Origin of the sequence: Caballeronia sp. LZ034LL (genome assembly GCF_031451215.1) — a bacterium.
Classification (GTDB): Bacteria; Pseudomonadota; Gammaproteobacteria; order Burkholderiales; family Burkholderiaceae; genus Caballeronia.
The window spans coordinates 460,035-486,321 of record NZ_JARUXR010000001.1; the positions used below are offsets into that span (position 1 = coordinate 460,035).

The 26,287-nt window shown below is 65.6% G+C and carries 18 protein-coding genes; 15 read left to right on the plus strand and 3 right to left on the minus strand.

All coding sequences use genetic code 11. The features are described 5' to 3' along the window. Window positions 1-118 precede the first annotated feature (118 nt). From fba to QCE83_RS02195, 5 genes are all read left to right on the plus strand, one after another. Entirely contained in the window at window positions 119-1,207 is a 1,089-nt protein-coding gene (gene fba / locus QCE83_RS02175) for a class II fructose-bisphosphate aldolase (RefSeq protein WP_309807353.1), read from the plus strand. Between the two features lie 147 nt (window positions 1,208-1,354). Beyond that, entirely contained in the window at window positions 1,355-2,245 is an 891-nt protein-coding gene (locus QCE83_RS02180) for a phosphoribosylaminoimidazolesuccinocarboxamide synthase (RefSeq protein ID WP_309807355.1), read from the plus strand. A gap of 83 nt (window positions 2,246-2,328) precedes the next feature. Beyond that, entirely contained in the window at window positions 2,329-2,850 is a 522-nt protein-coding gene (purE, locus tag QCE83_RS02185) for a 5-(carboxyamino)imidazole ribonucleotide mutase (RefSeq protein WP_309807356.1), read from the plus strand. 101 nt (window positions 2,851-2,951) lie between these two features. Beyond that, window positions 2,952-4,139, plus strand: coding sequence for a 5-(carboxyamino)imidazole ribonucleotide synthase (locus QCE83_RS02190; protein WP_309807357.1), 1,188 nt, complete (start codon window positions 2,952-2,954; stop codon window positions 4,137-4,139). A 21-nt stretch (window positions 4,140-4,160) separates the two neighbouring features. Continuing rightward, window positions 4,161-5,192, plus strand: coding sequence for an L-threonylcarbamoyladenylate synthase (locus QCE83_RS02195; protein ID WP_309807358.1), 1,032 nt, complete (start codon window positions 4,161-4,163; stop codon window positions 5,190-5,192). 81 nt (window positions 5,193-5,273) lie between these two features. Here the strand turns inward: QCE83_RS02195 and QCE83_RS02200 are convergent, their stop codons facing one another. Beyond that, complete coding sequence (locus QCE83_RS02200; protein ID WP_309807359.1) at window positions 5,274-6,377, minus strand: SGNH/GDSL hydrolase family protein; 1,104 nt, start codon at window positions 6,375-6,377, stop codon at window positions 5,274-5,276. A 241-nt stretch (window positions 6,378-6,618) separates the two neighbouring features. Further along, complete coding sequence (dacB, locus tag QCE83_RS02205) at window positions 6,619-8,232, minus strand: D-alanyl-D-alanine carboxypeptidase/D-alanyl-D-alanine-endopeptidase (RefSeq protein WP_309807360.1); 1,614 nt, start codon at window positions 8,230-8,232, stop codon at window positions 6,619-6,621. Window positions 8,233-8,479: 247 nt separating this feature from the next. On the opposite strand from dacB, the gene QCE83_RS02210 reads away from it, so the two are divergent. The 8 genes from QCE83_RS02210 (at window position 8,480) to QCE83_RS02245 (ending at window position 20,675) form a co-directional block, all read left to right on the plus strand. Then, window positions 8,480-9,142, plus strand: a complete 663-nt coding sequence (locus tag QCE83_RS02210) for a response regulator (protein ID WP_309807361.1) — start codon at window positions 8,480-8,482, stop codon at window positions 9,140-9,142. Then, window positions 9,142-10,443 carry an ATP-binding protein gene (locus tag QCE83_RS02215; protein WP_309807362.1) on the plus strand — a complete coding sequence of 434 codons (1,302 nt, stop codon included), beginning with the start codon at window positions 9,142-9,144 and terminating at the stop codon, window positions 10,441-10,443. The genes QCE83_RS02210 and QCE83_RS02215 overlap by 1 nt, the downstream gene beginning before the upstream one ends. A 457-nt stretch (window positions 10,444-10,900) precedes the next feature. Continuing rightward, window positions 10,901-16,135 (plus strand): YadA-like family protein, encoded by a 5,235-nt coding sequence (locus tag QCE83_RS02220; RefSeq protein ID WP_309807363.1) that lies wholly within the window; start codon window positions 10,901-10,903, stop codon window positions 16,133-16,135. A 245-nt stretch (window positions 16,136-16,380) separates the two neighbouring features. Further along, complete coding sequence (locus tag QCE83_RS02225; RefSeq protein ID WP_309807364.1) at window positions 16,381-17,883, plus strand: DegQ family serine endoprotease; 1,503 nt, start codon at window positions 16,381-16,383, stop codon at window positions 17,881-17,883. A gap of 177 nt (window positions 17,884-18,060) precedes the next feature. Continuing rightward, the gene (locus QCE83_RS02230) at window positions 18,061-18,555 is read left to right on the plus strand and encodes a carboxypeptidase regulatory-like domain-containing protein (RefSeq protein ID WP_309807366.1); all 495 of its coding nucleotides are present in this window, start codon (window positions 18,061-18,063) and stop codon (window positions 18,553-18,555) included. Window positions 18,556-18,722: 167 nt separating this feature from the next. After that, a complete protein-coding gene (locus tag QCE83_RS02235) occupies window positions 18,723-19,100 on the plus strand; it encodes a DUF427 domain-containing protein (RefSeq protein WP_309807367.1) in 378 nt (125 codons plus the stop codon). Window positions 19,101-19,175: 75 nt separating this feature from the next. Continuing rightward, window positions 19,176-19,976 carry an SRPBCC domain-containing protein gene (locus QCE83_RS02240; RefSeq protein WP_309807368.1) on the plus strand — a complete coding sequence of 267 codons (801 nt, stop codon included), beginning with the start codon at window positions 19,176-19,178 and terminating at the stop codon, window positions 19,974-19,976. An 81-nt stretch (window positions 19,977-20,057) separates the two neighbouring features. Further along, on the plus strand, window positions 20,058-20,675 hold the full coding sequence (locus tag QCE83_RS02245) for a cysteine hydrolase family protein (protein ID WP_309807369.1): 618 nt from the start codon (window positions 20,058-20,060) through the stop codon (window positions 20,673-20,675). A 22-nt stretch (window positions 20,676-20,697) separates the two neighbouring features. On the opposite strand, the gene QCE83_RS02250 is transcribed toward QCE83_RS02245, so the two are convergent. Then, window positions 20,698-21,342, minus strand: a complete 645-nt coding sequence (locus QCE83_RS02250; protein ID WP_309807370.1) for a TetR family transcriptional regulator — start codon at window positions 21,340-21,342, stop codon at window positions 20,698-20,700. 448 nt (window positions 21,343-21,790) lie between these two features. Here QCE83_RS02250 and QCE83_RS02255 point away from each other — a divergent pair, with 448 nt between their 5' ends. Then, window positions 21,791-23,080 (plus strand): efflux RND transporter periplasmic adaptor subunit, encoded by a 1,290-nt coding sequence (locus QCE83_RS02255; RefSeq protein WP_309807371.1) that lies wholly within the window; start codon window positions 21,791-21,793, stop codon window positions 23,078-23,080. Between the two features lie 15 nt (window positions 23,081-23,095). Beyond that, the gene (locus QCE83_RS02260) at window positions 23,096-26,287 is read left to right on the plus strand and encodes an efflux RND transporter permease subunit (RefSeq protein ID WP_309807372.1); all 3,192 of its coding nucleotides are present in this window, start codon (window positions 23,096-23,098) and stop codon (window positions 26,285-26,287) included.

Here is a 26,287-nt window from a genome sequence, read left to right on the forward strand (position 1 = left end):
GCGCAGGACGACGGAGGCGAAGGTTGCCTCCGTCAGTCGTTCAAAAAACCGAAAAACCGCCTGGAGAGCGGAATCGTGCGCGCTAAAGAATTCGTTTCACCTTTGGAGTCTCACCACAATGCCTCTCGTATCAATGCGTCAACTGCTGGATCACGCAGCCGAAAACGGCTACGGACTCCCGGCGTTCAACGTCAACAATCTGGAGCAGGTCCAGGCCATCATGGCGGCCGCCAGCGAAGTGAATGCGCCCGTCATCATGCAGGCGTCGGCCGGCGCGCGGAAGTATGCGGGCGAAGCCTTCCTGCGCCATCTGATCGAAGCGGCCGTCGAGTCGTATCCGCAGATTCCGGTCGTGATGCACCAGGATCACGGCCAGTCGCCGGCGGTGTGCATGGCCGCGATCCGCTCCGGCTTCACCAGCGTCATGATGGACGGCTCGCTCGAAGCCGACGGCAAGAGCGTCGCGTCCTATGAGTACAACGTCGCGGTGTCGAAGCAGGTCGTGGACTTCTCGCACGCGATCGGCGTCACCGTCGAAGCCGAGCTGGGCGTGCTGGGCTCGCTCGAAACCATGAAGGGCGACAAGGAAGACGGCCACGGCGCCGAAGGCACGATGACGCGCGAGCAGCTGCTCACCGACGTCGAGCAGGCCGCCGACTTCGTCAAGCAGACCCAGTGCGATGCGCTGGCGATCGCCATCGGCACGTCGCACGGCGCGTACAAGTTCTCCAAGAAGCCGACGGGCGACATTCTGGCCATCGACCGCATCAAGGAAATCCATCAGCGCATCCCGAACACGCACCTGGTGATGCACGGTTCGTCGTCGGTGCCGCAGGAACTGCTCGCGCAGATCCGCGAATTCGGCGGCGACATGAAGGAAACCTATGGCGTGCCGGTCGAGGAAATCCAGGAAGGCATCAAGCACGGCGTGCGCAAGGTGAACATCGACACCGACCTGCGTCTCGCGATCACCGGCGCGATCCGCCGCTTCCTGATCGAGAATCCGTCGAAATTCGACCCGCGCGACTATCTGAAGCCGGCCCGCGAGGCGACCAAGGAGATTGTCCGCCAGCGCTACATGCAGTTCGGCTGCGAAGGCATGGCGGGCAGGATCAAGCCGGTGCCGCTCGAGAAGATCGCCGAGAAGTACAAGTCCGGCGAGCTCGCGCAGATCGTCAACGCAGATCGTCAAATGAAGGCGAATTGAGCGCCCGCTGAGCGTCGCGGTCTTTGTAAAGTAAAATCAACGGGTTCCGGCGACGGGACCCGTTCGCTTTGCCCCGCCGTCCCGGCTTCCGGCCCGCCCTGGTCCGGGGCGGCAGCCCACCTTTCCAGCACTCTTCGGTACACGACGATGTCCACGCTATACGAATCCACGATCAAATCGCTGCCGCTGCTCGGCCGCGGCAAGGTCCGCGACAACTACGCCGTCGGTCAGGACAAGCTCCTGATCGTCACGACCGACCGCCTTTCCGCATTCGACGTCGTGATGGGCGAGCCGATCCCGAACAAGGGCCGCGTGCTGAACACGATGGCCGATTTCTGGTTCGACAAGCTCGGCCATATCGTGCCGAACCACAACACGGGCATCGACCCCGCGAGCGTCGTGACGGCGGACGAAGCCGCCCAGCTCGAAGGCCGCGCGGTCGTGGTGAAGCGCCTGGAGCCGATTCTCGTCGAGGCGGTGGTGCGCGGCTATCTCGCCGGCAGCGGCTGGAAGGACTATCAGGCGACGGGCGCGGTGTGCGGCGTCGAACTGCCGCCGGGCCTGCAGAACGCGCAGAAGCTGCCCGAGCCTATCTTCACGCCGGCGGCCAAGGCCGAGATGGGGCATCACGACGAAAACATCACCTACGACGAGATGGAACGGCGCATCGGCACGGAGCTGTCGGCAACTATCCGGCGCATCTCCATCCAGCTGTACCAGGAAGCGGCGGAATACGCGGCGACGCGCGGCATCATCATCGCGGACACCAAGTTCGAGTTCGGCCTCGACAACAAGGGCGAACTGTTCCTGATGGACGAAGTGCTGACCGCCGACTCGTCGCGCTTCTGGCCCGCCGACGGCTATCAGGTCGGCACCAATCCGCCGTCCTTCGACAAGCAATTCGTGCGCGACTGGCTCGAAACCCAGCCGTGGAAGAAGGAACCGCCCGCGCCGAAGCTGCCGGACGACGTGATCGCGAAGACCTCCGAGAAGTATCAGGAAGCGTTGCAGCGCCTGACCGGCCAGACGCTCTCCTGAGGTCGGCGGGAACAGGTCGAGTTTGACTGGCGCCGCTTGCCGGAATCCTCAGGCGGCGGCGCATGCATTTCAAGGGAAACGGAATGAGCGAAGTACAGACCGGCGCGCATGTGCATGACGCGCCGCTCGTCGGTGTGTTGATGGGTTCCAGTTCCGACTGGGACGTGATGAAGCACGCCGTGGCAATCCTGCAGGAATTCGGCGTGCCCTACGAGGCGAAGGTGGTGTCCGCGCATCGCATGCCGGACGAGATGTTCGTCTACGCGGAGCAGGCGCGCGAGCGCGGCCTGCGCGCGATCATCGCGGGTGCGGGCGGCGCGGCGCATCTGCCGGGCATGCTGGCCGCCAAGACCACGCTGCCGGTGCTGGGCGTGCCGGTGGCGAGCAAGTATCTGAAGGGCGTGGACTCGCTGCACTCGATCGTGCAGATGCCCAAGGGCGTGCCGGTCGCGACCTTCGCCATCGGCGAGGCGGGCGCGGCGAACGCAGCGCTGTTCGCGGTTTCGCTCCTGAGCGCCACGGACGCGAAATTCGCCGATGCGCTTGCGGCATTCCGCGTGAAGCAGAATCAGGCGGCGCGGGACATGGCGCTGCCGCCGCTGTAAGGACTGCGCGCGCGGCCCGCGTGTCGAAAACGGGCCGCGCTCCCACTTATCATCCCGACGACGCTTTCCTGAACCGCTCGCCAGCCCCCCCAGCCCCCACGATGAACCCACATAACTCCCCGATCTCCCCCATCCTGCCGGGCGCCTGGCTCGGCATGGTGGGCGGCGGCCAGCTCGGCCGCATGTTCTGCTTCGCCGCGCAGTCGATGGGCTATCGCGTTGCCGTCCTCGATCCGGACGCGACGAGCCCCGCCGGCGCCGTCGCGGACCGTCACATCCGCGCCGCCTACGACGACCCGACCGCGCTCACCGAGCTCGGCCGCCTGTGCGCGGCGGTCTCGACGGAATTCGAGAACGTGCCGTCCGCGAGCCTCGAATTTCTCGCGTCCCGCACCTTCGTCAGCCCGGCCGCGAGCTGCGTGGCGATCGCGCAGGATCGCGTGGCGGAAAAGCGCTTCATCGCGCAGGCGGGCGTGCCGGTGGCGCCGCACGTGGTGATCGAATCGACTGAAGCACTCGCCGCGCTGGCCGACGAGCAACTCGCCGCCGTGCTGCCCGGCATCCTCAAGACGGCGCGCTTGGGCTACGACGGCAAGGGGCAGGTGAACGTGCGCAACGTGCAGGAAGTGCGCGAGGCGCATGCGTCGCTGGCGGGCGTGCCGTGCGTGCTGGAAAAGCGCATGCCGCTCAAGTACGAGGTGTCCGTGCTGATCGCGCGCGGCGGCGACGGCAAGTCGGCCGTGTTCCCGCTCGCGCAGAACGTGCACGTCAACGGCATTCTCGCGAAGACGGTCGTGCCCGCGCCCGATGCGTCCGACGCGCTGGTCGCGCAGGCGCAGGATGCGGCGCTGACCATCGCGGCGAAGCTCGGCTATGTGGGCGTGCTGTGCGTCGAGTTCTTCGTGCTGGAAGACGGCTCGCTGATCGCCAATGAAATGGCGCCGCGTCCGCACAATTCCGGGCACTACACGGTCGATGCCTGCGCGACGAGCCAGTTCGAGCAGCAGGTCCGCGCGATGACCGGCATGCCGCTCGGCGACACGCGCCAGCATTCGCCGGCCGCGATGCTGAACCTGCTCGGCGACATCTGGTTCGACGGCGACAAGTCGCGTCCGCCGGCCTGGACCGAGGTCGCGGCGATGCCGGCGGCGCGGCTGCATCTGTACGGCAAGGAAGAGGCGCGACGCGGCCGCAAGATGGGGCACATCAACTTCACGGCGGCGACCCTCGAGGAAGCGCGCACGGCGGCGCGCGACTGCGCGCGCATGCTGCACATTCCGCTCGACTGAGCTTCACCGAAGCAGCAGGCCATGACCCTCCATTTCCCGAGCGCCGCGCAGATCGACGAGGCGGCCGCCTTGCTCGATGTCGGCGAGCTCGTCGCGTTCCCGACCGAAACGGTCTATGGCCTCGGCGGCGACGCCGAGAATCCGGACGCCATCGCGCGCATCTATGCGGCGAAGGGCCGTCCGGCGAATCATCCGGTGATCGTGCATCTGGCGCCCGAGGCCGATCCCGGCTACTGGGTGCGCGAGCTTCCCGCCGATGCCCGCAAGCTCATCGATGCATTCTGGCCCGGCCCGTTGACGCTGATCCTCAAGCGCGCAGCGCATATTCCGGCTGCGGTGAGCGGCGGACAGGATTCGGTGGGCGTGCGGTGTCCGTCGCATCCGGTGGCGCAGCAGCTGCTGTCGGCGTTTCATAGGCGGCGTCTCGGCACCGGGCGGCAGGGCGGCGTGGCGGGGCCGTCGGCGAACCGCTTCGGACACGTCAGCCCGACCACCGCGCAGCACGTGCGCGACGAGTTCGGCGGCGCGGTGCATGTGGTCGACGGCGGTGCGGCGGATGTCGGCATCGAATCGACGATTCTGGATCTGTCGCGCGGCTTTGCGGCGTTGTTGCGTCCGGGGCACGTCAGTCCGCAACAGATCGCGGACGTGCTGGGCGTGGCGCCGCGCCTGCCCGACGGTTCGGACGCCACGGCGCCGCGCGCATCCGGCACGCTGAAGGCGCATTACGCGCCGCGCACGCCGCTCGCGCTGTTGCCGTTCGCGGCGCTCGCGCCCTTGCTCGCCGCGCAGGACCGGTCGAGCGGCAGGAAGATCGCACTGGTGGCGCGGGCGTCGAGCGCGGGCGAGTGGGCCCATGCGCCGAACGTGCACTTCGTCGCCGCGCCCGAGGATCCGCAAAGCTATGCGCGCGATCTGTACGGCCTGCTGCGCGCGCTCGATCGGGCGAACGTGGAACGGATCCTGATCGAGAAGCTGCCTGAATCGATGGAATGGATCGCGGTCAACGACCGGCTGGGCCGGGCGGCGGCGGCCTTCGAAGCGGACGCCTGACCTGATTCGAAACTTCAAAACAAAACCGCCCGGTCGAGATCGACCGGGCGGTTTGTATTTGAGCGTGGCCTCGCGGCGGGCTTACTTCCCGAGTCCCGATGCCGCGATCGTCTGCTCGGCCTGTTGCGCATAGAGCGCGTGCAGGTGCGTGGTCGGATGCACGGTGTCGGCGTACATATAGGTCTGGTCCGCGCCGGCCTCGGTCTGCACCTGCGGCGAGCAGAACAGCGAAGTCGCGAAGTCCTGCGGGTCGGGCTCGCCGTATTTCGCGGCGGCCGCGGCCATGGCCTGCAGGTTGCACGCCGTGCCCGTGTTCGACACCTTGAAGCCGAGTTGCTGATAGTTCGCGGTGATTTGCGCGAGCTTCGGCGGCACGTCCAGATAGATGACCTTCGACTTGATCTGCAGCCCTTGCAGCGTCAGGTCGAGCGCGTTGTTGAAGCCCTGCGATGCCGCGGTGAGCGCGCCGCGCGTGACGGCGTCGCTCAGGGCGCCCTGCGGCGTCGTACCGATATCCGGCACGTTCGATACCAGCACGTGGGTCGCACCGTGACTCAGGATCGACGCGACGATACCGCCCAGCTGCTGCGCGGCCAGTCCGATCGCGGCGAAGGCGTCGGCCTGGCTGATCGCCCCGGCCTTGAGCGCCTGCAGATTGTAGAGGATGTCGTTGGCGCCGCCGTTGACGATGACGAGCTGGTTCGCATTGAAGCTGCCATGCGCGGCCAGGTAGTTCTGCACCTGTGCCGAGACCGGCACGGTCAGCGCGCCGGCGTAGCTGTTCGGGTCGGTGGCGTGGCCGATGCCCATCGCGTTCGTGACGCGCGAGCCGCCTTGCGCGTAGCCCAGGCCGGTCTGATTCACCGGCGCGACGCCGAAGCCGCCGGTCATGGCCGGGGTCAGCGTGCCGCCGTAGTACTGCGCGACGTTCTGGACCCAGACCTGGCCCGGATTCGTCGTGAAGCGTCCGCCGCCGAAATTGGCCGCCGCGACCGGCGCGTAGGTGCCGACGTCCGACAGGCTGTCGCCGAACGACACCACCTGCAGCTTGACGCCGCCCGCGGGCGTGGAGTTGTTGTCGTCACCGCCGCCGCCGCACGCGGCGAGTACGGCAATCGCGGCGCAGGCCGTCGCGGTCTGGGTCAGGCGCGTCAGGGCGGCGCGCATCGAGCGTTGCTTCTTCATGGACCTCGTCTCCGTCTTCTGGTGTTTATAGTTCGATCGCGGCGTTCGGGCTTTCTTTCCGGCCCTTTCGCCCCGCCTCGCTACCGCGAGTTTAAGTGATGCAGCGTATCCGGCCCAGGCTGCCGAACGCCGTGCCCGACAGCGTACACGCCGCACGCATTGTTCCGGACTCGACTTCGTAGAAGAAATCTTCGGTCGTCGGTACCTTGGCCGTGCCTGCGCGCCGCGTGCCCGGCAGCCTTCAGTCCACGACGCCCGCCTTGCGCGCGCCTTCGTAGACCCATTCGAGCAGCGCATCATGCGCGGCGCGTGCGGCCTCGGCGCGCGGATCGTTGATGAAGCTCACGACCACATAGCTCTCGCCGTTCTCCGCGCCGACATAGCCCGCGATGGCGCGCACGTCGCGCAGCGTGCCGGTCTTGATGTGGGCATTGCCGAGCGCGCCCGCGTTGGTGAGGCGGTTGCGCATCGTGCCGTCGACGCCTGCAATCGGCAGCGATTCGATATACACCTGCGCCACCGGGCTCGCATTCGCGGCCAGCAGCAGGTCGGCGAGCGAGGCCGCGCTGATGTGCTCGTCGCGCGACAGACCCGAGCCGTTGTCGAGCACGAGGCCGTTCATCGGCAGGGCGCTGCGGCGCAGGAACGCCTGGATGGCCTGGGAGGATTTAGCGGTGGTCGCGGGCGGCTTGAGCTGCGCCGCGCCGATCGTCAGGAACAGGTTGCGCGCCATCACGTTGTTGCTGAACTTGTTGATGTCGCGCACCACGTCCGACAGCACCGGACTGCGATGCGTGCCGACCAGCCGCGCGCTGGACGGCGTCGGACCTTCGCGCGTCGTGCCCTGGAAGGTGCCGCCCGCCTGCTTCCACAACGCGAGGAAGCCGCCCGCGAAGAAGGTCGAGTGATCGAGCGCCGCGACGTTGACGGTGCGCGGGCCGCAGCGCAGCGGATAGTCGCCGACGAACGACGCCTGCACGAAGCCGCCCTGCACCTGCGCCACCGAAGGCGACGCCGCCTGCAGCGAACCGACGCACGCGCCGCGCGTGACGCGCAGTTCGTTGTCGATCTGCAATTGCGCGAGCTGCGGCAGCACGTCGATGGCCACCTGTCCGTCCGTGCCCGGCGTGAGCGTGAAGGACAGCGACTTGAACGCGTACAGCAGCGGATCCGGGCCGACGTTGTAGGGCGCGGAATCCTCGTTGTCGAAGGCGGGCAGGTCGCGCGTGGAGACGTCGAAGTAACGCTTGTCGAGCACCAGCGCGCCGTCGATGCCGTTAATACCGCTCTTGCGGATCTGCTCGACGAGATCGATCAGTTCCTCCGGCACGAGCTTCGGGTCGCCCGTGCCCTGGATATACAGATTGCCGTGCAGCACGCCTTGCGCATCGAGTTCGCCGTCGGCGTAGGCGGTGGTCTTCCAGCGGTAGTCGGGGCCCAGGATCGACAGGCCCGAAAAGGTCGTGACGAGCTTCATCGTGGAGGCGGGCAGCATCGGCTCGTTCGCGTTGATCGCCACGAGCGGCACCGGCGCGCCGACCCGCTGCACGACGACGCTCATCGACGACAGCGGCACATGCGCCCGTGCGAGCGCGGTCATCACCGAGGCGGGCAGCGGGCCGGCGGGCACGCTGATCTTCGCTGTGCGTCCGGCCTTTGCCTGCTTCGACGATGCGGCGCTCTTCGCGCTCCTGCCACCCTTCGCCGCCCGTTCCGGCGCATGCGCCTGGGCTTCGGCTTTGGTGCCGCCGCGTGCATAGGCGTCGGGCATCGCGCCGAGGGCCACGGCGCCGGCCATGACAGCGAGAGTGAACGGGGCAAGACGGCGGTACACGGAGCGGAAAGCGAGCGGCATGGACGAACGGTCGATTCGAAGCGGGTTGGCGGGCAGCGGCTATTGTAGACAAGCTGGCTTGCGAAAATCATACGAATGGGCTTGAGAGGCGGCGCGTTGCGGCATGCGCGCGACATGGGGCAACGCCGGGCCGCAGCGCATGCATGACGCGCCGTTAAGACCCGCTTAAGCCTGCGCCGGAGCCGCGCGGCTACAATGAACCGCGGCCGAGAGGACCGCTCCACGTAACCACCGATAGACATGTGCCATGCGAATCCTGCTTGTCGAAGATGACCGGATGATCGCCGAAGGCGTGCGCAAGGCGCTGCGCGCGGACGGCTTCGCAGTCGACTGGGTGCAGGACGGCGAGGCCGCGCTCACGGCGGTCGCGGGCGAGCCCTACGACCTGATGCTGCTCGACCTCGGCCTGCCCCGGCGCGACGGCCTCGACGTGCTGAAGACCTTGCGCGCGCGCGGCAACGGCTTGCCGGTGCTGGTCGTGACGGCGCGCGACGCCATCGCGGACCGCGTCAAGGGGCTCGACGCCGGTGCGGACGACTACCTCGTCAAGCCGTTCGATCTCGACGAACTCGGCGCCCGCATGCGCGCGCTGATCCGGCGTCACGCAGGCCGCGGCGAGTCGCTCGTGCGGCACGGCGAGCTGGCGCTCGATCCCGTCGGCCACCAGGTGACGCTTGCGGGCAATCCGGTGGCGCTGTCGGCGCGCGAGTTCGCGCTGCTCGAAGCCTTGATGGCGCGTCCGGGCGCAGTGCTCTCCAAGAGCCAGCTCGAGGAAAAGATCTACGGCTGGGGCGAGGAGATCGGCAGCAATACGGTCGAGGTGTACATCCACTCGCTGCGCAAGAAGCTCGGCGCCGATCTGATCCGCAACGTGCGCGGCCTGGGCTACATGGTCGCGAAGGACGCCTGATGCGGTCGATCCGCCGCACGCTGCTCATCTGGCTGCTCGCGCTGGTGATTTTCGGCGTCGGTTTCGCGGGCTGGCTGATCTACCGGCAGGCGCTCGCCGAAGCCAACGAACTCTTCGATTACCAGCTGCAGCAGATCGCGGCGGCATTGCCGTCGGAGCCGTTTTCGTCGGTGCTCAGTTCACGCAGCGAAAGCGACGAAGGCGTCGTGATCCAGATCTGGAATCGCAATGGCGTGCTGATGTACTACTCGCATCCGCGCGTCCCGCTCGCCCCGCATGCCGAACTCGGCTTTTCCACCGAAACCACGCCGCGCGGCGAATGGCGCGTGTACAGCGCCATCGTCGGCGACAACGTGGTGCAGCTCGCGCAGCCGCTGTCGATCCGCAACCGCGTCGCGGCCGGCGTCGCCTGGCGCACGTTGTGGCCGCTGGTGCTGCTGTTGCCGCTGCTGGGCGTCGCGATCTGGGTCATCGTCGGACGCGGGCTCGCGCCGTTGCGACGCGTGACGCACGCGCTCGACACGCGTCATCCCGAAGCGCTCGATCCGCTCTCCGACCGGCGTCTGCCACAGGAAGTGCGGCCGGTCGTGCGTGCGCTCAATGCGCTGCTGTCGCGGTTGTCAGCGGCGCTGGACACCCAGAAGGCCTTCGTCGCCGACGCCGCGCACGAGTTGCGCACGCCGCTCGCGGCGGTGCAGATCCAGGCGCAGCTGGTCGGGCGCGCCCAGGACGATGACGCGCGGCGCGAGGCGCTCGCGGACCTGAACGAAGGCATTGCGCGCGCGACGCGGCTCGCCGAGCAACTGCTCGCGCTGGCGCGGTCGGAGCCGGACGGCCAGGGCGCGGGCGTGACGGTCGACCTGTGCGCGCTGCTGGAAGGCTGCGTGCGCGGTTATGTGCTGGTGGCGCAGGAGCGCGGCGTCGATCTGGGCATCGAGGCGAGCGAACCGGCGAGCGTCGAGGGCAACCCGGACGCGCTGCGCGTGATGTTCAACAATCTCATCGACAACGCGACCAAGTACACGCCGCGCGGCGGCCGCGTGGATGTCTGCCTGAAGGTGCGGGATGGGCGGCCGCTGGTCGAGATCTCGGATACCGGACCAGGCATCCCTCAAGAAGAACGAGAACGGGTGTTCGACCGCTTTTATCGCGTCGGCGAAGGCGCGGACCGGGCGCGCACCGATGTGGCGGGCAGCGGGCTGGGCCTGGCGATCGTTCGCAGGATCGCCGCGCAGCACGGCACGCGCGTGGAACTCGGGGAATCGCAGGCCGGCGGGTTGAAGGTATCGATCCGGTTCTGAGTTTCGGCTTGACCGGGTCTGCTGGACGGCGATTCTCATTGCTGACCAGCAGTGGGCGTGCTTTATCTTCTGACCGTCAGCGCTTGAATGGTTTCTTTTGGCAGCATTTGTGAATGCTGCTTCCATCAGAGAAAGACGAATTTCATATCTCACCGGCGATTTTGAGACTTTACTCATACGCCGCCGGCATCCCGATTCTTAGAATTTCATAAGCGGCAATCGACGGATTCCTAAAGATCTATCCGAGATCCACCGGAATTCCTGACACCACTCCCGTCTGTTCCAGAGAAGGTCGTCCGACGAGTGATCGGCGTGGGCGAGCGCGCGCTCGTCTGACTGCCCGGCTTCATTTCGAATCTTCCCTCTGTTTCGACATTGCGCGTGTCGCCGATTCATGCCGTCGAGGCGCCCCGGGAAAAACCGGGGTGTAAATACAAAAAAGAACCTGGGAAAAGAAATGAATTCGAAGTTTGGAGCGTGGTGGGACGGCATCTTCCGGGATGCCGTGCGGGCATGTGTGGATACGCGTGGCGAGGACAAACCGGGGCGCGTCAGGCGGGTCACGTGTGGAGCGGGGGCGGTGACGTTCCTGCTGTCTGGAAGCGCGTGGGCGGATATCTGTGCAAACAACGGACTGGCCAACTTCAACTACACGCCTGGAGGTGTTCTGTCGAACTGCTTGCTCTGGGGAAGTGGGGATATTCTCGGCGACCAGCCTGCCGTCGGCACGTGGACCGCGATCGGGAGCGGCGGCACGCAGATCGTCGTCTCGACGACGCAGAACAAGCTGGCGTTCTCGCCGACCTCGAGATATATGGCCACGATGAGCGAGAGCGCGAACGGCGGGGTCCTGCTGTCGGGTATCGGGGCGGGTGTGAGCGCGCGGGATGCCGTCAACGTCGGTCAGGTCAGTCCGGTAGTGGCCGTGCTCGGAGGCGGGGCTTCACTCAGTGCGACGACAGGCGCCATCACGCTGCCTTCCTATGCGCTCGTCAGCGCCAACCTGATTGCCGGCACAAGCGGCGCGGCGGGCGACATCGGCACGGGTTTCCTCAAGGTCGATGCGGCGCTGGGCGCCCTCAACACGTCCGTGGCGAACAACACGACTTCCGTCGCCAACATCACCAATCAGCTCAACGCCGGTGGCGTGGGACTGGTGCAGCTGGACGGGGCGCTGGGCACCGTGACGGTGGCCAAGGACTCTGCGGGCACGACGGTCGACATTTCGGGCATCCCGGGCACGCGGACGCTGACGGGCTTGACCAACGGGTTGGTGAGTGGCGCGAGCACGCAGGCCGTGAACGGGTCGCAGTTGTTCTCGCTGTCAGGTTCGGCGGCCGCGGCGCTTGGTGGCGGCGCGACGGTGGCCATCGATGGGACGATCGTGCCGCCTACGTTCACGGTGGGTGGTCTTTCGGTCAACAGCGTGGGCGCGGCTCTCTCGAACATCGACGCACGCACGACCCAGAACCTGGTGGACATCGACGACATCAGCGCGCAGATCAACATCGGTGCGACTGGGCTGGTGCGGCAGGATCCGCTGACGCGCAATATCACTGTTGCTAGCGCCTCTGATGGTGCGACGGTTGATTTCAGGGGTCTGGCGGGCGCGCGGACGTTGGTGGGTCTGGCCGATGGCGCGGTGAACGGTGGAAGCACGGAAGCAGTGAATGGTTCGCAGCTTTTTGCGGTTTCTGCCTCTGCCGCAGCGGCACTCGGCGGCGGTTCATCCGTGGACGCGAATGGATTGGTCACGATGCCGACCTACACGCTCAACGGTCAATCCGTGCAAGGCGTTGAGGCGGCATTCACGAACCTCGACGGACGCACGACGCAGAACACCACCGATATCAGCACGATCAACACGCAGATCAGCAGCGGCACAATCGGGCTGGTTCAGCAGGACGTCGTCTCGCGGGTCATCACGGTGGCGAAAGACACTGATGGTGCGGCGGTCGATTTCACCGGTACGGGAGGTGGACGCACGCTGACAGGTGTGGCGAACGGTGCGGTGAACGGCGCGAGCAATGACGCCGTGAATGGCTCTCAGCTTTTTGCAGTTTCTGCCTCGGCGGCGGCGGCGCTGGGTGGTGGATCGTCCGTGGATGCGAACGGTCTGGTGACGGTGCCCACCTATACGCTCAACGGACAATCCGTGCAGGGTGTTGAGGCGGGGTTCTCGAACATCGACGGCCGCACCACGCAAAACACCGGCGACATCACGAACAACACGGCTGCGATCAACGACATCACGAATCAGATCAACAACGGCACGGTGGGCCTGGTTCAACAAGACCCGGCGACACGCACGATCACGGTTGGCAAGGATGCGGACGGTTCAGCGGTCGATTTCACGGGTACCGGAGTTGCGCGCACGCTGACAGGTGTGGCGAACGGTGCGGTGAACGGCGTGAGCAATGAAGCCGTGAATGGGTCGCAACTCTTTGCGGTTTCGGCCTCGGCCGCAGCCGCATTGGGTGGCGGTTCGTCCGTAGACATGAACGGTCTGGTCACGATGCCCACCTACACGCTCAACGGTCAACCCGTGCAAGGCGTTGAGGCGGCATTCACGAACCTCGACGGACGCACGACGCAAAACTCCACGGATATCAGCACGATCAACACGCAGCTGAGCAGCGGCACGATCGGACTGGTGCAGCAGGACGCCATCTCGCGCGCCATTACGGTGGCGAAAGATACTGACGGTGCATCGGTCGATTTCACGGGTACGGGAGGTGCGCGCACGCTGACGGGTGTGGCGAACGGCTCGGTGAGCAGCGGAAGCGCGGAAGCCGTGAATGGTGCGCAACTTTTTGCCGTTTCAGCATCGGCGGCGGCAGCGCTGGGCGGCGGTTCATCCGTAGACGCAAACGGTCTAGTCACGGCGCCGACGTACACGCTCGACGGTCAATCCGTGCAGGGTGTGGAAGCAGCATTCACAAACCTCGACGGCCGCACTACGCAAAACACCGGCGACATCACGAACAACACGGCTGCGATCAACGACATCACAAATCAGATCAACAACGGCACGGTGGGCCTGGTTCAACAAGACCCGGCGACTCGCACGATTACGGTTGCCAAGGACACGGATGGTTCAGCGGTCGATTTCGCGGGTACTGGAGGTGCGCGCACGCTGACGGGGGTGGCGAACGGTGCAGTGAACAGCGTGAGCAGTGAAGCCGTGAACGGCTCGCAGCTCTTTGCCTCTGCAAATTCGGCTGCTTCCGCGTTGGGCGGCGGTTCATCCGTAGACGCGAACGGCCTGGTCACGATGCCCACCTACACGCTCAACGGTCAACCGGTGCAAGGCGTGGAGGCGGCATTCACGAACCTCGACGGGCGCACGACGCAAAACACCACGGACATCAGCACGATCAACGCGCAGCTCAGCAGCGGCACAATCGGACTGGTGCAGCAGGACGCCGTCTCGCGCGTCATCACGGTGGGGAAAGACACCGATGGTGCGGCGGTCGATTTCACTGGATCGGCAGGTGTGCGCACGCTGACGGGTGTGTCGAACGGTGCGGTGAACAGCGTGAGCAATGACGCCGTGAACGGGTCGCAGCTTTTTGCAACTGCGAATTCGGCTGCTTCCGCGTTGGGCGGCGGTTCGTCCGTGGATGGCAACGGGCTGGTGACGATGCCGGCTTATTCACTCGACGGTCAACCTGTGCAAGGGGTAGAGGCGGCATTCACGAACCTTGACGGGCGCACGACGCAAAACACGACGGACATCAGCACGATCAACACGCAGCTCAGTGACGGGACAATTGGACTGGTTCAGCAGGGCGTCGCTTCGCGCGCCATCACGGTGGCGAAGAACACCGATGGTGCGGTGGTTGATTTCACGGGTACGGCAGGTGTGCGCACGCTGACGGGTGTGGCGAACGGTGCGGTGAACAGCCTGAGCAATGAAGCTGTGAACGGCTCGCAGCTCTTTGCCTCTGCAAATTCGGCTGCTTCCGCATTGGGCGGCGGTTCATCCGTAGACGCAAACGGCCTGGTCACAATGCCCACCTACACCCTCAACGGTCAATCCGTGCAAGGTGTGGAAGCAGCATTCACGAACCTCGACGGGCGCACCACGCAAAACACCGGCGACATCACGAACAACACGGCCGCGATCAACAGCATCACGAACCAGATCAATAACGGCACGGTGGGGCTGGTTCAACAAGACCCAGCGACTCGCACGATCACGGTTGCCAAGGCCACGGACGGCTCGACGGTCGATTTCACGGGTACGGCAGGTGCGCGCACGCTGATGGGCGTGGCCAACGGCTCGGTGAACGGCGGAAGCACGGAAGCCGTGAACGGCTCGCAGCTGTTCGCAACAGCAAGTTCGGCTGCCGCAGCACTAGGCGGCGGCGCAGCGGTAGACGGAAACGGCCAGCTCATCGCTCCCACCTACACCCTCAACGGTCAATCCGTGCAAGGCGTGGAGGCGGCGTTCTCGAACCTCGACGGACGCACGACACAAAACACCGCGGACATCAGCACGATCAACACGCAGATCAGCAACGGCACGATCGGACTGGTGCAGCAGGACGCCGTCTCGCGCGTCATCACGGTGGCGAAAAGCACCGATGGCACGGTAGTCGATTTCACGGGTACGGCAGGCCCGCGCACGCTGATCGGCGTAGCCAACGGCGCGGTGAGCCCAACGAGCAACCAAGCCGTGAACGGTTCGCAACTCCACGGACTTGCTAATTCCACGGCCATGGCGTTGGGCGGCGGTTCATCCGTAGATGCGAACGGCCAGGTCACGTCGCCGACCTACACACTCAGCGGCCAATCCGTGCAAGGCGTAGAGGCCGCATTCACGAACCTCGACGGCCGCACCTCGCAAAACGCGTCGAACATTTCGAATCTGCAATTGAACGTCGCGAACAACACCGCCGCCATCGAGAAAAACACGACCGATATCGCCGACATCACCACTCAGATCAATAGCGGCACCGTCGGTCTGGTCCAGCAGGATCCGGTTTCGCGCAAGATCACGGTGGCGCAGAACGCCAACGGCACGGTCGTCGACGTGACAGGCAGCGAGGGCACGCGCACGGTCACGGGCGTGTCGGCGGCCACGCTCTCCGCGGACAGCACGGACGCCGTGAACGGCTCCCAGCTGTGGACGACGAACCAGCAAATCGCCGATATCACGTCGCGAGTGCAGAACTTCTCGGCCGGCGGCAGCACGGTGATCGCTGCGCAGACCAACGCAACGCCCGCCGTCGCCAGCGGCACGAATTCCACTGCAATCGGCAACGGCGCCAATGCTTCCGGCAACAACGCGGTCGCACTGGGCAGTGGTTCGGTTGCGGATCAGGACAACACCGTGTCGATCGGCGCGAAGGGTAGCGAACGCCGTCTGACCAACGTGGCGCCCGGCGTGAACGGGACCGATGCCGTCAACATGAACCAGTTGGGCGCGGTGCAGAACAGCGTCAACACCGTGGCGCGTCAGGCTTTCGCCGGCGTCGCCGCCGCGATGGCCATGCCGAACCTGACGCCGAGCGCGCCAGGCAAGACCGTCGTCGCAGTGGGCGTGGGCAACTACAAGGGCTACACGGCAGTCGGACTTGGCGGCACGTATCGTTCGGGAAACAATCGCTGGCTCGTGAACGGCGCCGCGTCGATCACACCGCACGGCGACACCGGCGTACGGGGGCAGGTGGGCTACGAGTTCTGAGCATCGTTGCATGAAACAGTCGGCTGTAATCAAGCAGTAAAGCAGTTCGAAGCAAACAGTCGGCGGTGCGAAGGACGGCAGCCTTGACGGGCTGCCGTCCGAACCTTTCCTGATGCAATCCCAAGCCGAAGCAAACCACGCCCAGCCCCTCATGAACTTTAAGAAAGCTTTAAGCGACACCCCGTAATCTTGCTCCATCGAAATAGCGCGCTCCAGAAGAGCGCATCCCTCGTCAGGAGCACACGATGAACGCAAAGATCCTCACCCGTAGCGCCGTTGCAGCGGCAGTTGCCGTCGCCTTGTCAGCGGGCTATGTGGCCGGCCATAACAACGTGCCTGCTCCGCAGGTGATTTCGCCGGCTTCCGCGGCCATGATGCCCGCCGAAGCCGCCGCCAAGACCGGCATTCCCGACTTCTCGGGTCTCGTGGAGACTTATGGCCCCGCCGTCGTGAACATCAGCGCCAAGCATGTCGTGAAGCAGACGTCCAACCGTCGCAACATGAACCAGGTGCCGATGGATCCCGACGATCCTTTCTATCAATTCTTCAAGCGCTTCGGCGGCGTGCCCGGCATGGGCGGCGGCGATGGCGGCCCCAGCGCCGATCGTCCGAGCGAAGGACTGGGCTCGGGCTTCATCGTGTCGAGCGACGGCTACATCCTGACGAACGCACACGTCGTCGACAACGCCAACATCGTCACCGTCAAGCTCACGGACAAGCGCGAGTACCGCGCGAAAGTCATCGGCGCGGACAAGCAATCCGATGTCGCCGTGCTGAAGATCGACGCGAAGAATCTTCCCACCGTCAAGATCGGCGATCCGAACGGCAGCAAGGTCGGCCAGTGGGTCGTGGCGATCGGCTCGCCGTACGGATTCGACAACACCGTGACCTCGGGCATCATCAGCGCCAAGTCGCGCGCATTGCCCAACGAGAACTACACGCCGTTCATCCAGACCGACGTGCCGGTGAACCCGGGCAACTCGGGCGGACCGCTCTTTAATCTGCAGGGCGAAGTCATCGGCATCAACTCGATGATCTACTCGCAGACCGGCGGCTTCCAGGGCCTTTCGTTCGCGATCCCGATCAACGAAGCCATCAAGGTGAAGGACGCGCTCATCAAGACGGGTCACGTCGATCGCGGCCGGCTCGGCGTAACGGTGCAGGGCATGAACCAGACCCTGGCCAACTCGTTCGGCATGAAGTCGCCGCAAGGCGCGCTGGTGAGCTCGGTGGAACCGGGCGGCCCGGCCGCGAAGGGCGGCCTGCAACCGGGCGACGTGATCACCGCGCTGAACGGCGTGGCCGTCTCGGATTCCACGTCGCTGCCGTCGCAGGTCGCGGGACTCGCGCCGGGCACGTCCGCGAAGGTCACGGTGTGGCGCGACAAGGGATCGAAGGACCTGAGCGTCACCATCGGCGCGTTGAAGGACGCCAAGACCGCCAGCGCGGACACCAAGGGCGACGACGACGCCGGCGCGCAGGATGCCCGTCTGGGCGTCGCGGTGCGGCCGCTCACGCCGGACGAAAAGCAAAGCGATTCGCTCGCGCGTGGCCTGCTCGTGCAGCAGTCGAACGGCGCGGCAGCCAATGCGGGCATTCAGGCCGGCGACGTGATCCTGGCCGTCAACGGCCAGCCGGTGACGTCGGTGCAGCAGTTGAAGACCATGGTGTCGCACGCCGGCGACAGCATTGCGCTCCTGATCCAGCGCGACAACGCGCAGATCTTCGTCCCGGTCGATCTTGGCTGAACCCGTGCTCCGGCATCGTGTCCGCGCCGCGGGCACGATGCATGCTCACCTGTTCCCCGGTGCCCTATCGCGTAAGTGCAAGGTTCTACCGGTGTGAAACCGGCGCATCGGGCGTGACGTCGCCATGACACCAAGGCAGTCTTTGGGCGTCGCGACATCGACAACAAGGAGCAAGACATGACGAGCAAAATCACGGGCAAACTGACCGCCGCGCTGCTCACGGCGGCCTTGGGCGCAGGCATGACCGGCGGCGTCTGGGCGCAAACCGCGGGCGCAACGACAGGCGGCACCACGGCCGATCAATCGAGCGCCGGCAATACCAACGGCGGCGGACTGCCGCAAGTCGAGCAACAGGGCGACGTGTCCTATACGTCGGGCGGCGTCGGGCTCGACGAATCGCACGCGTTGATCCGCGAGCAGGCGCACTGGCCGCTGTCGCTGCGCTTTACCGGACCGACCGCCGATTACCTTTCGGGCGTGCGCGTGCGCATCGTCGGCGGGAAGGGCGGCGAAGTGCTGAACACCGAATCGATGGGCCCTTACATGCTCGTGAAACTGCCGCCGGGCAGCTATACGGTGTACGCGAAGTACAAGGATCAGGAAAAGAAGCAGTCTGTCAGCGTGGCGGGCCCGGGCAAGGCCAAGGCGGCCTTCCACTGGAGCATTCAGTAAGCGATCAGGTCAGCTGCCCAGGGTAGCCGCAGGAGACAGCCGCGCCGTCGAAAAAGCGCGCCACCCGGCCCGGGCAGTTTGTCCCATAATGAAGTCACGAGCGTCGGTCAGCAGGCGGGCGCTCGTGGCTTTTTCGTTTTCGGACGCCACGCAGGAGGCGCATCACGATGGGCACGGAACTGAACGACGCACATGACGCGGCGCACCGCGTCGAGATCACGCCGAACAGCCGGCGCTGTCGCGTGATCCATCAGGGCGTCACGTACGCCGATACGCACGCTTCTTTCACCCTCCACGAAAGCGGCACCGACAAGGTGCATTATTTCCCGCGCGCCGACGTGAACATGGCGCGGCTGGAGCGCTCGATTCACACGACGCATTGCCCGTTCAAGGGCGAGGCCACGCACTATCATCTGCTGACAGAAGACGGTCCGGTCGAAAACGCCGCCTGGAGTTTCGAGGCGCCGCTCGACGCCGCCGCGAAGATCAAGGGGTATCTCGCGTTCTATCACGGACGTGTCGATCGTATCGACGAAACGTCCTAGGCGGGCATCCGTACAGACAGCTTTCCATCCACTCGGCGATAACGGACGCATGCGTTTCCCGGCCCGGAGGCTTGCATGGAAGTCACCGATGCGTTTCGCGTTCCGCTCGACCCGGATCACGTCCGGGAAGCGCTGGGCGATCTCGCGCTGGTCCGCGCCAGTCTCGACAATTGCGAATCCTTCACGCGCACCCCGGGCGGCGAGTACGCGCTGACGCTGATCGTGCCGCTCGGCGCGTTGCGCGCGCGTTACGAGATTCGCGCGCACCTGGCCGGCCGCACGCGTGAGGCGGCTCACGAGGAAGGCGCGCCCACCGGCGGCAACGAAGACGCGGGCGCCGGCTACGCGCGCACGCTGAGCTTCAAGGCGCGCGGGGAGGGCGTGGGCTCGCTGCGCGGACAGATCGCGGTGACGCTGAATCCGGAGGACGAGGGCAGGTCGACCTGGATCGAATACACGGTCTGGGCGACGATTTCGGGTCCGCTCGCGGGCCTGCCGCCGCGGCAGATCGAGAATGCGCTGCGCGAAGGCGCCGACGATTTTTTCGCCGAATTCTGCGAAGTGGTGCGGGCGAAGCACGGCTTTCCATCGCTGCGCGCGGCGGACGGCGACACGCCGCGACGCCACGTGTTCTTGCGCCCGGGCGCGATGTCGACGGTATTGTCGCGACGTCCCGGCGCGACCCGCGGCATCGGCGCCGATCCGCACGCAAGCGGCGTGTTGCGGCATCGTCTGCATGGGCAGGCGTTCGGGCAGCGCGAGCGCGACCATTCGCATGATCCGCATCCGCTCGGCCTTCCGGCCTGGGCCTGGGCGGCGATGCTCGTGTGCGTCGCGCTGTTTGCGTTCGTTGCGCAGTACGTCGGGCTGCAGTAAGGCAGGCGGCATGAGCGCCGATCGGGCGCATCTGCGACAATGCGCCGGTCCAACCCGCGCTTATCCGCCGAGGAGCCGAACATGCCACGCCGCGCCCTGATCGTCATCGACGTGCAGAACGAGTACGTCACCGGCAATCTGCCGATCGAATATCCCGATGTGAACGTGTCGCTCGCCAACATCGGCCGGGCGATGGATGCCGCCGAAAAGCACGGCGTGCCCGTCGTCGTCGTGCAGAATTTTGCGCCTGCGAGCGCGCCGATCTTCGCGCGCGGTTCCGCGCTGGCCGAGTTGCACGAGACGGTGGCGTCGCGGCCGCGCGCACATTACGTGGAGAAGTCGCTGCCGAGCGCATTCGCCGGCACCGATCTCGCCGACTGGCTGAGCGCCCACGAGATCGACACGCTCGTGATCGCGGGCTACATGACCCACAATTGCGACGATTCCACCGTCAAGCACGCCGTGCATGCCGGCCTGGCCGTGGAGTTTCTCGCCGACGCCACCGGCGCTGTGCCCTATGAAAATCGCGCGGGACGGGCGAGCGCGGAGGAGATCCATCGGGTCTTCACGGTGGTGATGCAGTCGCGCTTCGCCGCCGTGCTCGATACCGCCGAGTGGATCGCCGCGCTGGAATCCGGCGAGCCGCCCGCGCGCGACAACATTTACGCGTCGAACCAGCGGGCGCGCGGCCTGACGTGATGTGACGTGATGTGATGCGACCTCAGGCGCCAGCCGGCAGCAGCAGGGCCGCGCTGGAGCGCAGGGCGTCGAAGCTGGCGTCGATGAGCGCTTCGGCATCGCGCTCCGGATCGACGAGGTCGGGCAGCATCAGCGAGTCGTGCAGGATGCCCGTGAAGAGGCAGTGCAGCATGGTCGTGGCGCGGCGGGTGTCGAGCCGGGCGGGCAACTGCTGCTTGTCGACGGCATTGCGCAGCGCCCGCTCGATCCGCTCCATGCCGTCGCGCATGTTGTTCTGATGGCGCTCGCGCACCGGCCCCATCTCCTCGACGAATTCACACTTCATGAACAGGATGTCGAAGACGCGGCGGCGCTGTGCGTCCGTCGTGATGTTGTGCATGCACCAGACGAACAAGGCTCGCAGACGCGCGAGCGGATCTTCTTCCTTGCCGTCCAGCGTGGCTTCGATGAGTTCGTCGAGCGGCAGCAGACTGCGGTCGAACATGGCGTTGAAGAGGTCGCCCTTGTTGGCGAAGTGCCAGTAGATCGCGCCGCGCGTGACGCCCGCCGCCTGCGCGATGTCCGCGAGCGTCGTACGCGACACGCCTTTTTCGTAGAAGACCCGCTCGGCCGCGTCCAGAACGCGATTGCGCGTGGCCTGCGCTTCTTCCTTGGTTCGTCTGACCATATCGTCCGGTCCGTGGACCGTGTGCTCCTGATGCTGCCATGAAAGCCGCGCACGAAACGCGGCGATGTCGAAGGTTTGTCGTACGTAATCGATTCCCCGAGCGGATCTTTCTCACGGCTTATCGGGACAAACACGTACAGTTTTTTACATTCATTCGTGAATGTATATACAATACCACCCGTCGACCGATAGCCCAAGTAGCAGACCGCGAGTAGTATCCGAACCTAGCTTTCATTTCGATTGCCGTTCTGGCCGTCCATGGCCTCGAGGCGGCGCTCCACGAGCGTCGCGCACGGAATTGTGAAAGCCCGGCCGCTGGCCGGCGGTTGCGCTCACTGGTCTCACTGGTTGGTTATTGGTCAGCGTCTTGCGACGCTCGTGCGCGGCATTGCCCGGGGAAGGCCGCCGCGCACCCACTTCACTCTCAGTCTTAGACAGAGGTCGCTCCATGCGTGTCGAACGGGTACCACTCCGCTTAATCACCGCCGCGACGGCTGCCATGTTCCTGGCGGCGTGCGGGCAAAAACAGTCAGCCCCTCCTCCGCAGACGCCGGAAGTCGGCATCGTCACCGTCCAGCCGACGAGCGTGCCGGTCGTCGCCGATCTGCCGGGCCGCACCAGCGCTTTCCTGGTCGCGCAAGTACGCGCGCGGGTCGACGGCATCGTGCTGCGCCGTGAATTCACCGAAGGCTCGGACGTCAAGGCCGGCCAGCGTCTCTACAAGATCGATCCGGCGCCTTACATCGCCGCGCTGAACAACGCCAAGGCAACGCTTGCGAAGGCGCAGGCGAACGTCGCGACGCAGAACGCGCTGGTGCAGCGCTACAAGGTGCTGGTCGCGGCCAATGCGGTGTCGAAGCAGGATTACGACAACGCCGTGGCGACCCAAGGCCAGGCCGTCGCGGACGTCGCGGCGGGCAAGGCGGCCGTCGATACCGCGCAGATCAACCTGGGCTACACCGACGTGCTCTCGCCGATCTCCGGCCGCACCGGCCTGTCGCAGGTGACGCCGGGCGCGTACGTGCAGGCGAGCGCCGCGACGCTGCTCACGACCGTGCAGCAGCTCGATCCGATCTACGTCGATCTGACGCAGTCGAGCGTCGAGGGTCTCAAGCTGCGCAGGCAGATCCAGGAAGGGCGTCTGCAGACCGAAGGCATCCACGCCGCGAAGGTCACGCTGGTGCTCGAGGACGGCCGCAACTACACCGAGCAGGGCAAGCTGCAGTTCTCCGACGTGAGCGTCGACCAGAGCACCGGTTCGGTCACGATCCGCGCGATCTTCCAGAACAAGGACCGCGTGCTGCTGCCGGGCATGTTCGTGCGCGCACGCATTCAGGAAGGCATGAACGACCACGCGCTGGTCGTGCCGCAGATCGGCATCACGCATGACCAGAAGGGCACGCCGACTGCGCTCGTCGTCAACAAGGACGACAAGGTCGAACTGCGCCAGCTCGTCACCGGCGGCACCAGCGGCAACAACTGGGTGGTCGACAGCGGCCTGAACCCGGGCGACCGCGTGATCGTGAACGGCGTCGAGAAGGCCAAGCCCGGCATGCAGGTGAAGCCGGTCGCCGCCAAGTTCCCGTACCCGGCATCCGGTGCGCAGGCCGCGTCGGCGCCGGCGGCGTCGGATGCACAAGGCGCACAGGGCACGCAGGGCGCGTCGGCTCCGGCAAACGGCAGCGGCGCACAGCCGGCTCCGGCCTCGGCCGCCTCCGCTGCGTCAGGCGCGCAATAAAAGGGAGCCTGTTACATGGCAAAGTTTTTTATCGATCGACCTATCTTCGCGTGGGTGATCGCGATCATCCTGATGCTGGCGGGGATGGCCTCGATCTTCACGCTGCCGGTCGCACAGTACCCGACCATCGCGCCGCCCGCGATCCAGATCAGCGCGTCGTATCCGGGCGCATCGGCGAGCACGGTGGAAAACACCGTGACGCAGGTGATCGAGCAGCAGATGACCGGCCTCGACCACTTGCTGTATCTGTCGTCGACTTCCGATGACTCGGGCACCGCCACCGTCACGCTGACCTTCGCGGCGGGCACCAACCCCGACATCGCGCAGGTGCAGGTGCAGAACAAGCTGCAGCTCGCGACGCCGCTCCTGCCGCAGGTCGTGCAGCAGCTCGGCACGAAGGTCACGAAGTCGAGTTCTTCGTTCCTGCTGGTGCTCGCCTTCGTGTCCGAAGACGGCAGCATGAACAAGTACGACCTCGCGAACTACGTGGCGTCGAACATCGCGGATCCGCTCTCGCGTCTCGACGGCGTCGGCACCACCACGCTGTTCGGCTCGCAGTACGCGATGCGCGTCTGGCTCGATGCAACCAAGCTCACGAACTACGCGCTCACGCCGGTGGACGTGAAGAACGCGATCACCAACCAGAACGTGCAGGTGGCGGCGGGCGGGCTCGGCGGCACGCCGGCGGTGCCGGGGCAGATGCTGCAGGCGACCATCACGGAAGCCACGCTGCTGCGCACGCCCGAGCAGTTCGGCGACATCCTGCTGAAGGTGAACCAGGACGGCTCGCAGGTGCGCCTGAAGGATGTGTCGCACATCGAGCTCGGCGGCGAAAACTACAACTTCGACACCAAGTACAACGGTCAGCCGACAGCGGGCTTCGGTATCCAGCTCGCCACCGGCGCGAACGCGCTGGCCACGGCGAAGGCAGTCCGGACGAAGGTCGACGAGCTGTCGAAGTACTTCCCGCACGGTCTCGTCGTCAAGTACCCGTATGACACGACGCCGTTCGTGCGCCTGTCGATCGAAGAAGTGGTCAAGACGCTGATCGAAGGTATCGTGCTGGTGTTCCTCGTGATGTATCTGTTCCTGCAGAACCTGCGGGCCACGATCATCCCGACCATCGCGGTGCCGGTGGTGCTGCTCGGCACCTTCGCGATCATGTCGGCGGTGGGCTTCTCCATCAACGTGCTGTCGATGTTCGGCCTCGTGCTCGCCATCGGTCTGCTGGTGGACGATGCGATCGTGGTGGTGGAGAACGTCGAGCGGGTGATGTCCGAGGAGCACCTGTCTCCACGCGAGGCTACCCGCAAGGCGATGGACCAGATCACCGGCGCGCTGATCGGCGTGGCGCTGGTGCTGTCGGCGGTGTTCGTGCCGGTGGCGTTCTCGGGCGGCTCGGTGGGCGCGATCTACCGGCAGTTCTCGCTGACGATCGTGGCTGCGATGGTGCTGTCCGTGATGGTCGCGCTGGTGCTGACGCCGGCGCTGTGCGCGACGATCCTGAAGCCGCATCCGGAAGGGCACACGGGCGAGAAGAAGGGTTTCTTCGGCTGGTTCAACCGCAACTTCAACAAGAGCCAGGACAAGTATCACAAGGGCGTGCAGCACGTGATCCGGCGCTCGGGCCGCTGGCTGATCATCTATCTCGTGGTGATCGTCGCGGTGGGCATGCTGTTCCTGCGTCTGCCGAAGTCGTTCCTGCCCGATGAAGACCAGGGCACGATGTTCGTGCTCGTGCAGGCGCCGGCCGGCTCCACGCAGGAGTACACGGCGCACGTGCTGAAGGACGTGCAGGACTATCTGCTGAACGACGAGAAACCGATCGTCGAGTCGGTGTTCACGGTGAACGGCTTCTCGTTCGCGGGCCGCGGCCAGAACTCCGGCCTCGTGTTCGTGCGGATGAAGGACTACGCGGACCGTCAGCACAGCGACCAGAAGGTGCAGGCGCTGGTCGGGCGGATGTTCATGCACTTCGCGCCCTACAAGGACGCAATGATCTTCCCGGTCAATCCGCCTTCGATTCCGGAACTCGGCACGGCAGCGGGCTTCGACTTCGAGCTGCAGGATCGCGCGGGCCTGGGGCACGCGAAGCTGATGGAAGCGCGCAACATGCTGCTCGGCATGGCGGCGAAGGACCCGATGCTCGCGCAGGTGCGTCCGAACGGCCTGAACGACACGCCGCAGTTCAAGGTGAACGTCGATCGCGAGAAGGCCAACGCGCTGGGCGTGGCGGTGACGGATATCGATCAGACTTTCTCGATTGCCTGGGCGTCGCAGTACGTGAACAACTTCCTCGACGTCGACAACCGGATCAAGAAGGTCTACGTGCAGGGCGATGCCCAGTTCCGCATGACGCCGGACGACCTGAACAAGTGGTACGTGCGCAATGCCTCCGGAACCATGGTGCCGTTCGGCGCGTTCGGGACCGGCGAATGGATCTACGGTTCGCCGAAGCTCGAGCGTTACAACGGTATCTCGGCGATGGAAATCCAGGGCGCGGCTGCGGCGGGCAAATCGACCGGCCAGGCCATGACGGCGATGGAAGCGATCGCGGCGAAGCTGCCGGCGGGTATCGGCTACGAATGGACGGGCCTGTCGTATCAGGAACGCCAGTCGGGTTCGCAGGCGCCGATCCTGTACGGCATCTCGATCCTCGTCGTGTTCCTGTGTCTCGCGGCGCTGTATGAAAGCTGGTCGATCCCGTTCTCGGTCATCATGGTGGTGCCGCTGGGCGTGCTCGGCGCGCTGCTCGCCGCAACGCTGCGCGGGCTGGAGAACGACGTGTTCTTCCAGGTCGGCCTGTTGACGACGGTGGGTCTGTCGGCGAAGAACGCGATTCTGATCGTGGAATTCGCGCGGGAGCTGCGCATGCAGGGCATGTCGACCGTGGAAGCGGCGATGGAAGCGGCACGGCTGCGGCTGCGCCCGATCCTGATGACCTCGCTCGCGTTCATTCTCGGCGTGATGCCGCTCGCGATCAGCAACGGCGCGGGTTCGGCGAGCCAGCACGCGATCGGCACGGGCGTGATCGGCGGGATGCTGACCGCGACCTTCCTTGCCATCTTCATGATCCCGATGTTCTTCGTCGTGATCTCGAAGTTCAGCAAGAGCAAGGATGTGGCCTCGCCGGGCACGTCGGGTGGTTTCGATGGTCCGCATGGCGGCTCGCACGGCCCGGATGCATCGAATAAGGAAGGACATTGA

What these genes read in the sequence shown, in the direction of transcription:
- fba (WP_309807353.1), top strand. Translation starts at nt 119, where the DNA reads ATGCCTCTCGTATCAATGCGTCAACTGCTGGATCACGCAGCCGAAAAC.
- QCE83_RS02180 (WP_309807355.1), top strand. Translation starts at nt 1,355, where the DNA reads ATGTCCACGCTATACGAATCCACGATCAAATCGCTGCCGCTGCTCGGC.
- purE (WP_309807356.1), top strand. Translation starts at nt 2,329, where the DNA reads ATGAGCGAAGTACAGACCGGCGCGCATGTGCATGACGCGCCGCTCGTC.
- QCE83_RS02190 (WP_309807357.1), top strand. Translation starts at nt 2,952, where the DNA reads ATGAACCCACATAACTCCCCGATCTCCCCCATCCTGCCGGGCGCCTGG.
- QCE83_RS02195 (WP_309807358.1), top strand. Translation starts at nt 4,161, where the DNA reads ATGACCCTCCATTTCCCGAGCGCCGCGCAGATCGACGAGGCGGCCGCC.
- QCE83_RS02200 (WP_309807359.1), bottom strand. Translation starts at nt 6,377, where the DNA reads ATGAAGAAGCAACGCTCGATGCGCGCCGCCCTGACGCGCCTGACCCAG.
- dacB (WP_309807360.1), bottom strand. Translation starts at nt 8,232, where the DNA reads ATGCCGCTCGCTTTCCGCTCCGTGTACCGCCGTCTTGCCCCGTTCACT.
- QCE83_RS02210 (WP_309807361.1), top strand. Translation starts at nt 8,480, where the DNA reads ATGCGAATCCTGCTTGTCGAAGATGACCGGATGATCGCCGAAGGCGTG.
- QCE83_RS02215 (WP_309807362.1), top strand. Translation starts at nt 9,142, where the DNA reads ATGCGGTCGATCCGCCGCACGCTGCTCATCTGGCTGCTCGCGCTGGTG.
- QCE83_RS02220 (WP_309807363.1), top strand. Translation starts at nt 10,901, where the DNA reads ATGAATTCGAAGTTTGGAGCGTGGTGGGACGGCATCTTCCGGGATGCC.
- QCE83_RS02225 (WP_309807364.1), top strand. Translation starts at nt 16,381, where the DNA reads ATGAACGCAAAGATCCTCACCCGTAGCGCCGTTGCAGCGGCAGTTGCC.
- QCE83_RS02230 (WP_309807366.1), top strand. Translation starts at nt 18,061, where the DNA reads ATGACGAGCAAAATCACGGGCAAACTGACCGCCGCGCTGCTCACGGCG.
- QCE83_RS02235 (WP_309807367.1), top strand. Translation starts at nt 18,723, where the DNA reads ATGGGCACGGAACTGAACGACGCACATGACGCGGCGCACCGCGTCGAG.
- QCE83_RS02240 (WP_309807368.1), top strand. Translation starts at nt 19,176, where the DNA reads ATGGAAGTCACCGATGCGTTTCGCGTTCCGCTCGACCCGGATCACGTC.
- QCE83_RS02245 (WP_309807369.1), top strand. Translation starts at nt 20,058, where the DNA reads ATGCCACGCCGCGCCCTGATCGTCATCGACGTGCAGAACGAGTACGTC.
- QCE83_RS02250 (WP_309807370.1), bottom strand. Translation starts at nt 21,342, where the DNA reads ATGGTCAGACGAACCAAGGAAGAAGCGCAGGCCACGCGCAATCGCGTT.
- QCE83_RS02255 (WP_309807371.1), top strand. Translation starts at nt 21,791, where the DNA reads ATGCGTGTCGAACGGGTACCACTCCGCTTAATCACCGCCGCGACGGCT.
- QCE83_RS02260 (WP_309807372.1), top strand. Translation starts at nt 23,096, where the DNA reads ATGGCAAAGTTTTTTATCGATCGACCTATCTTCGCGTGGGTGATCGCG.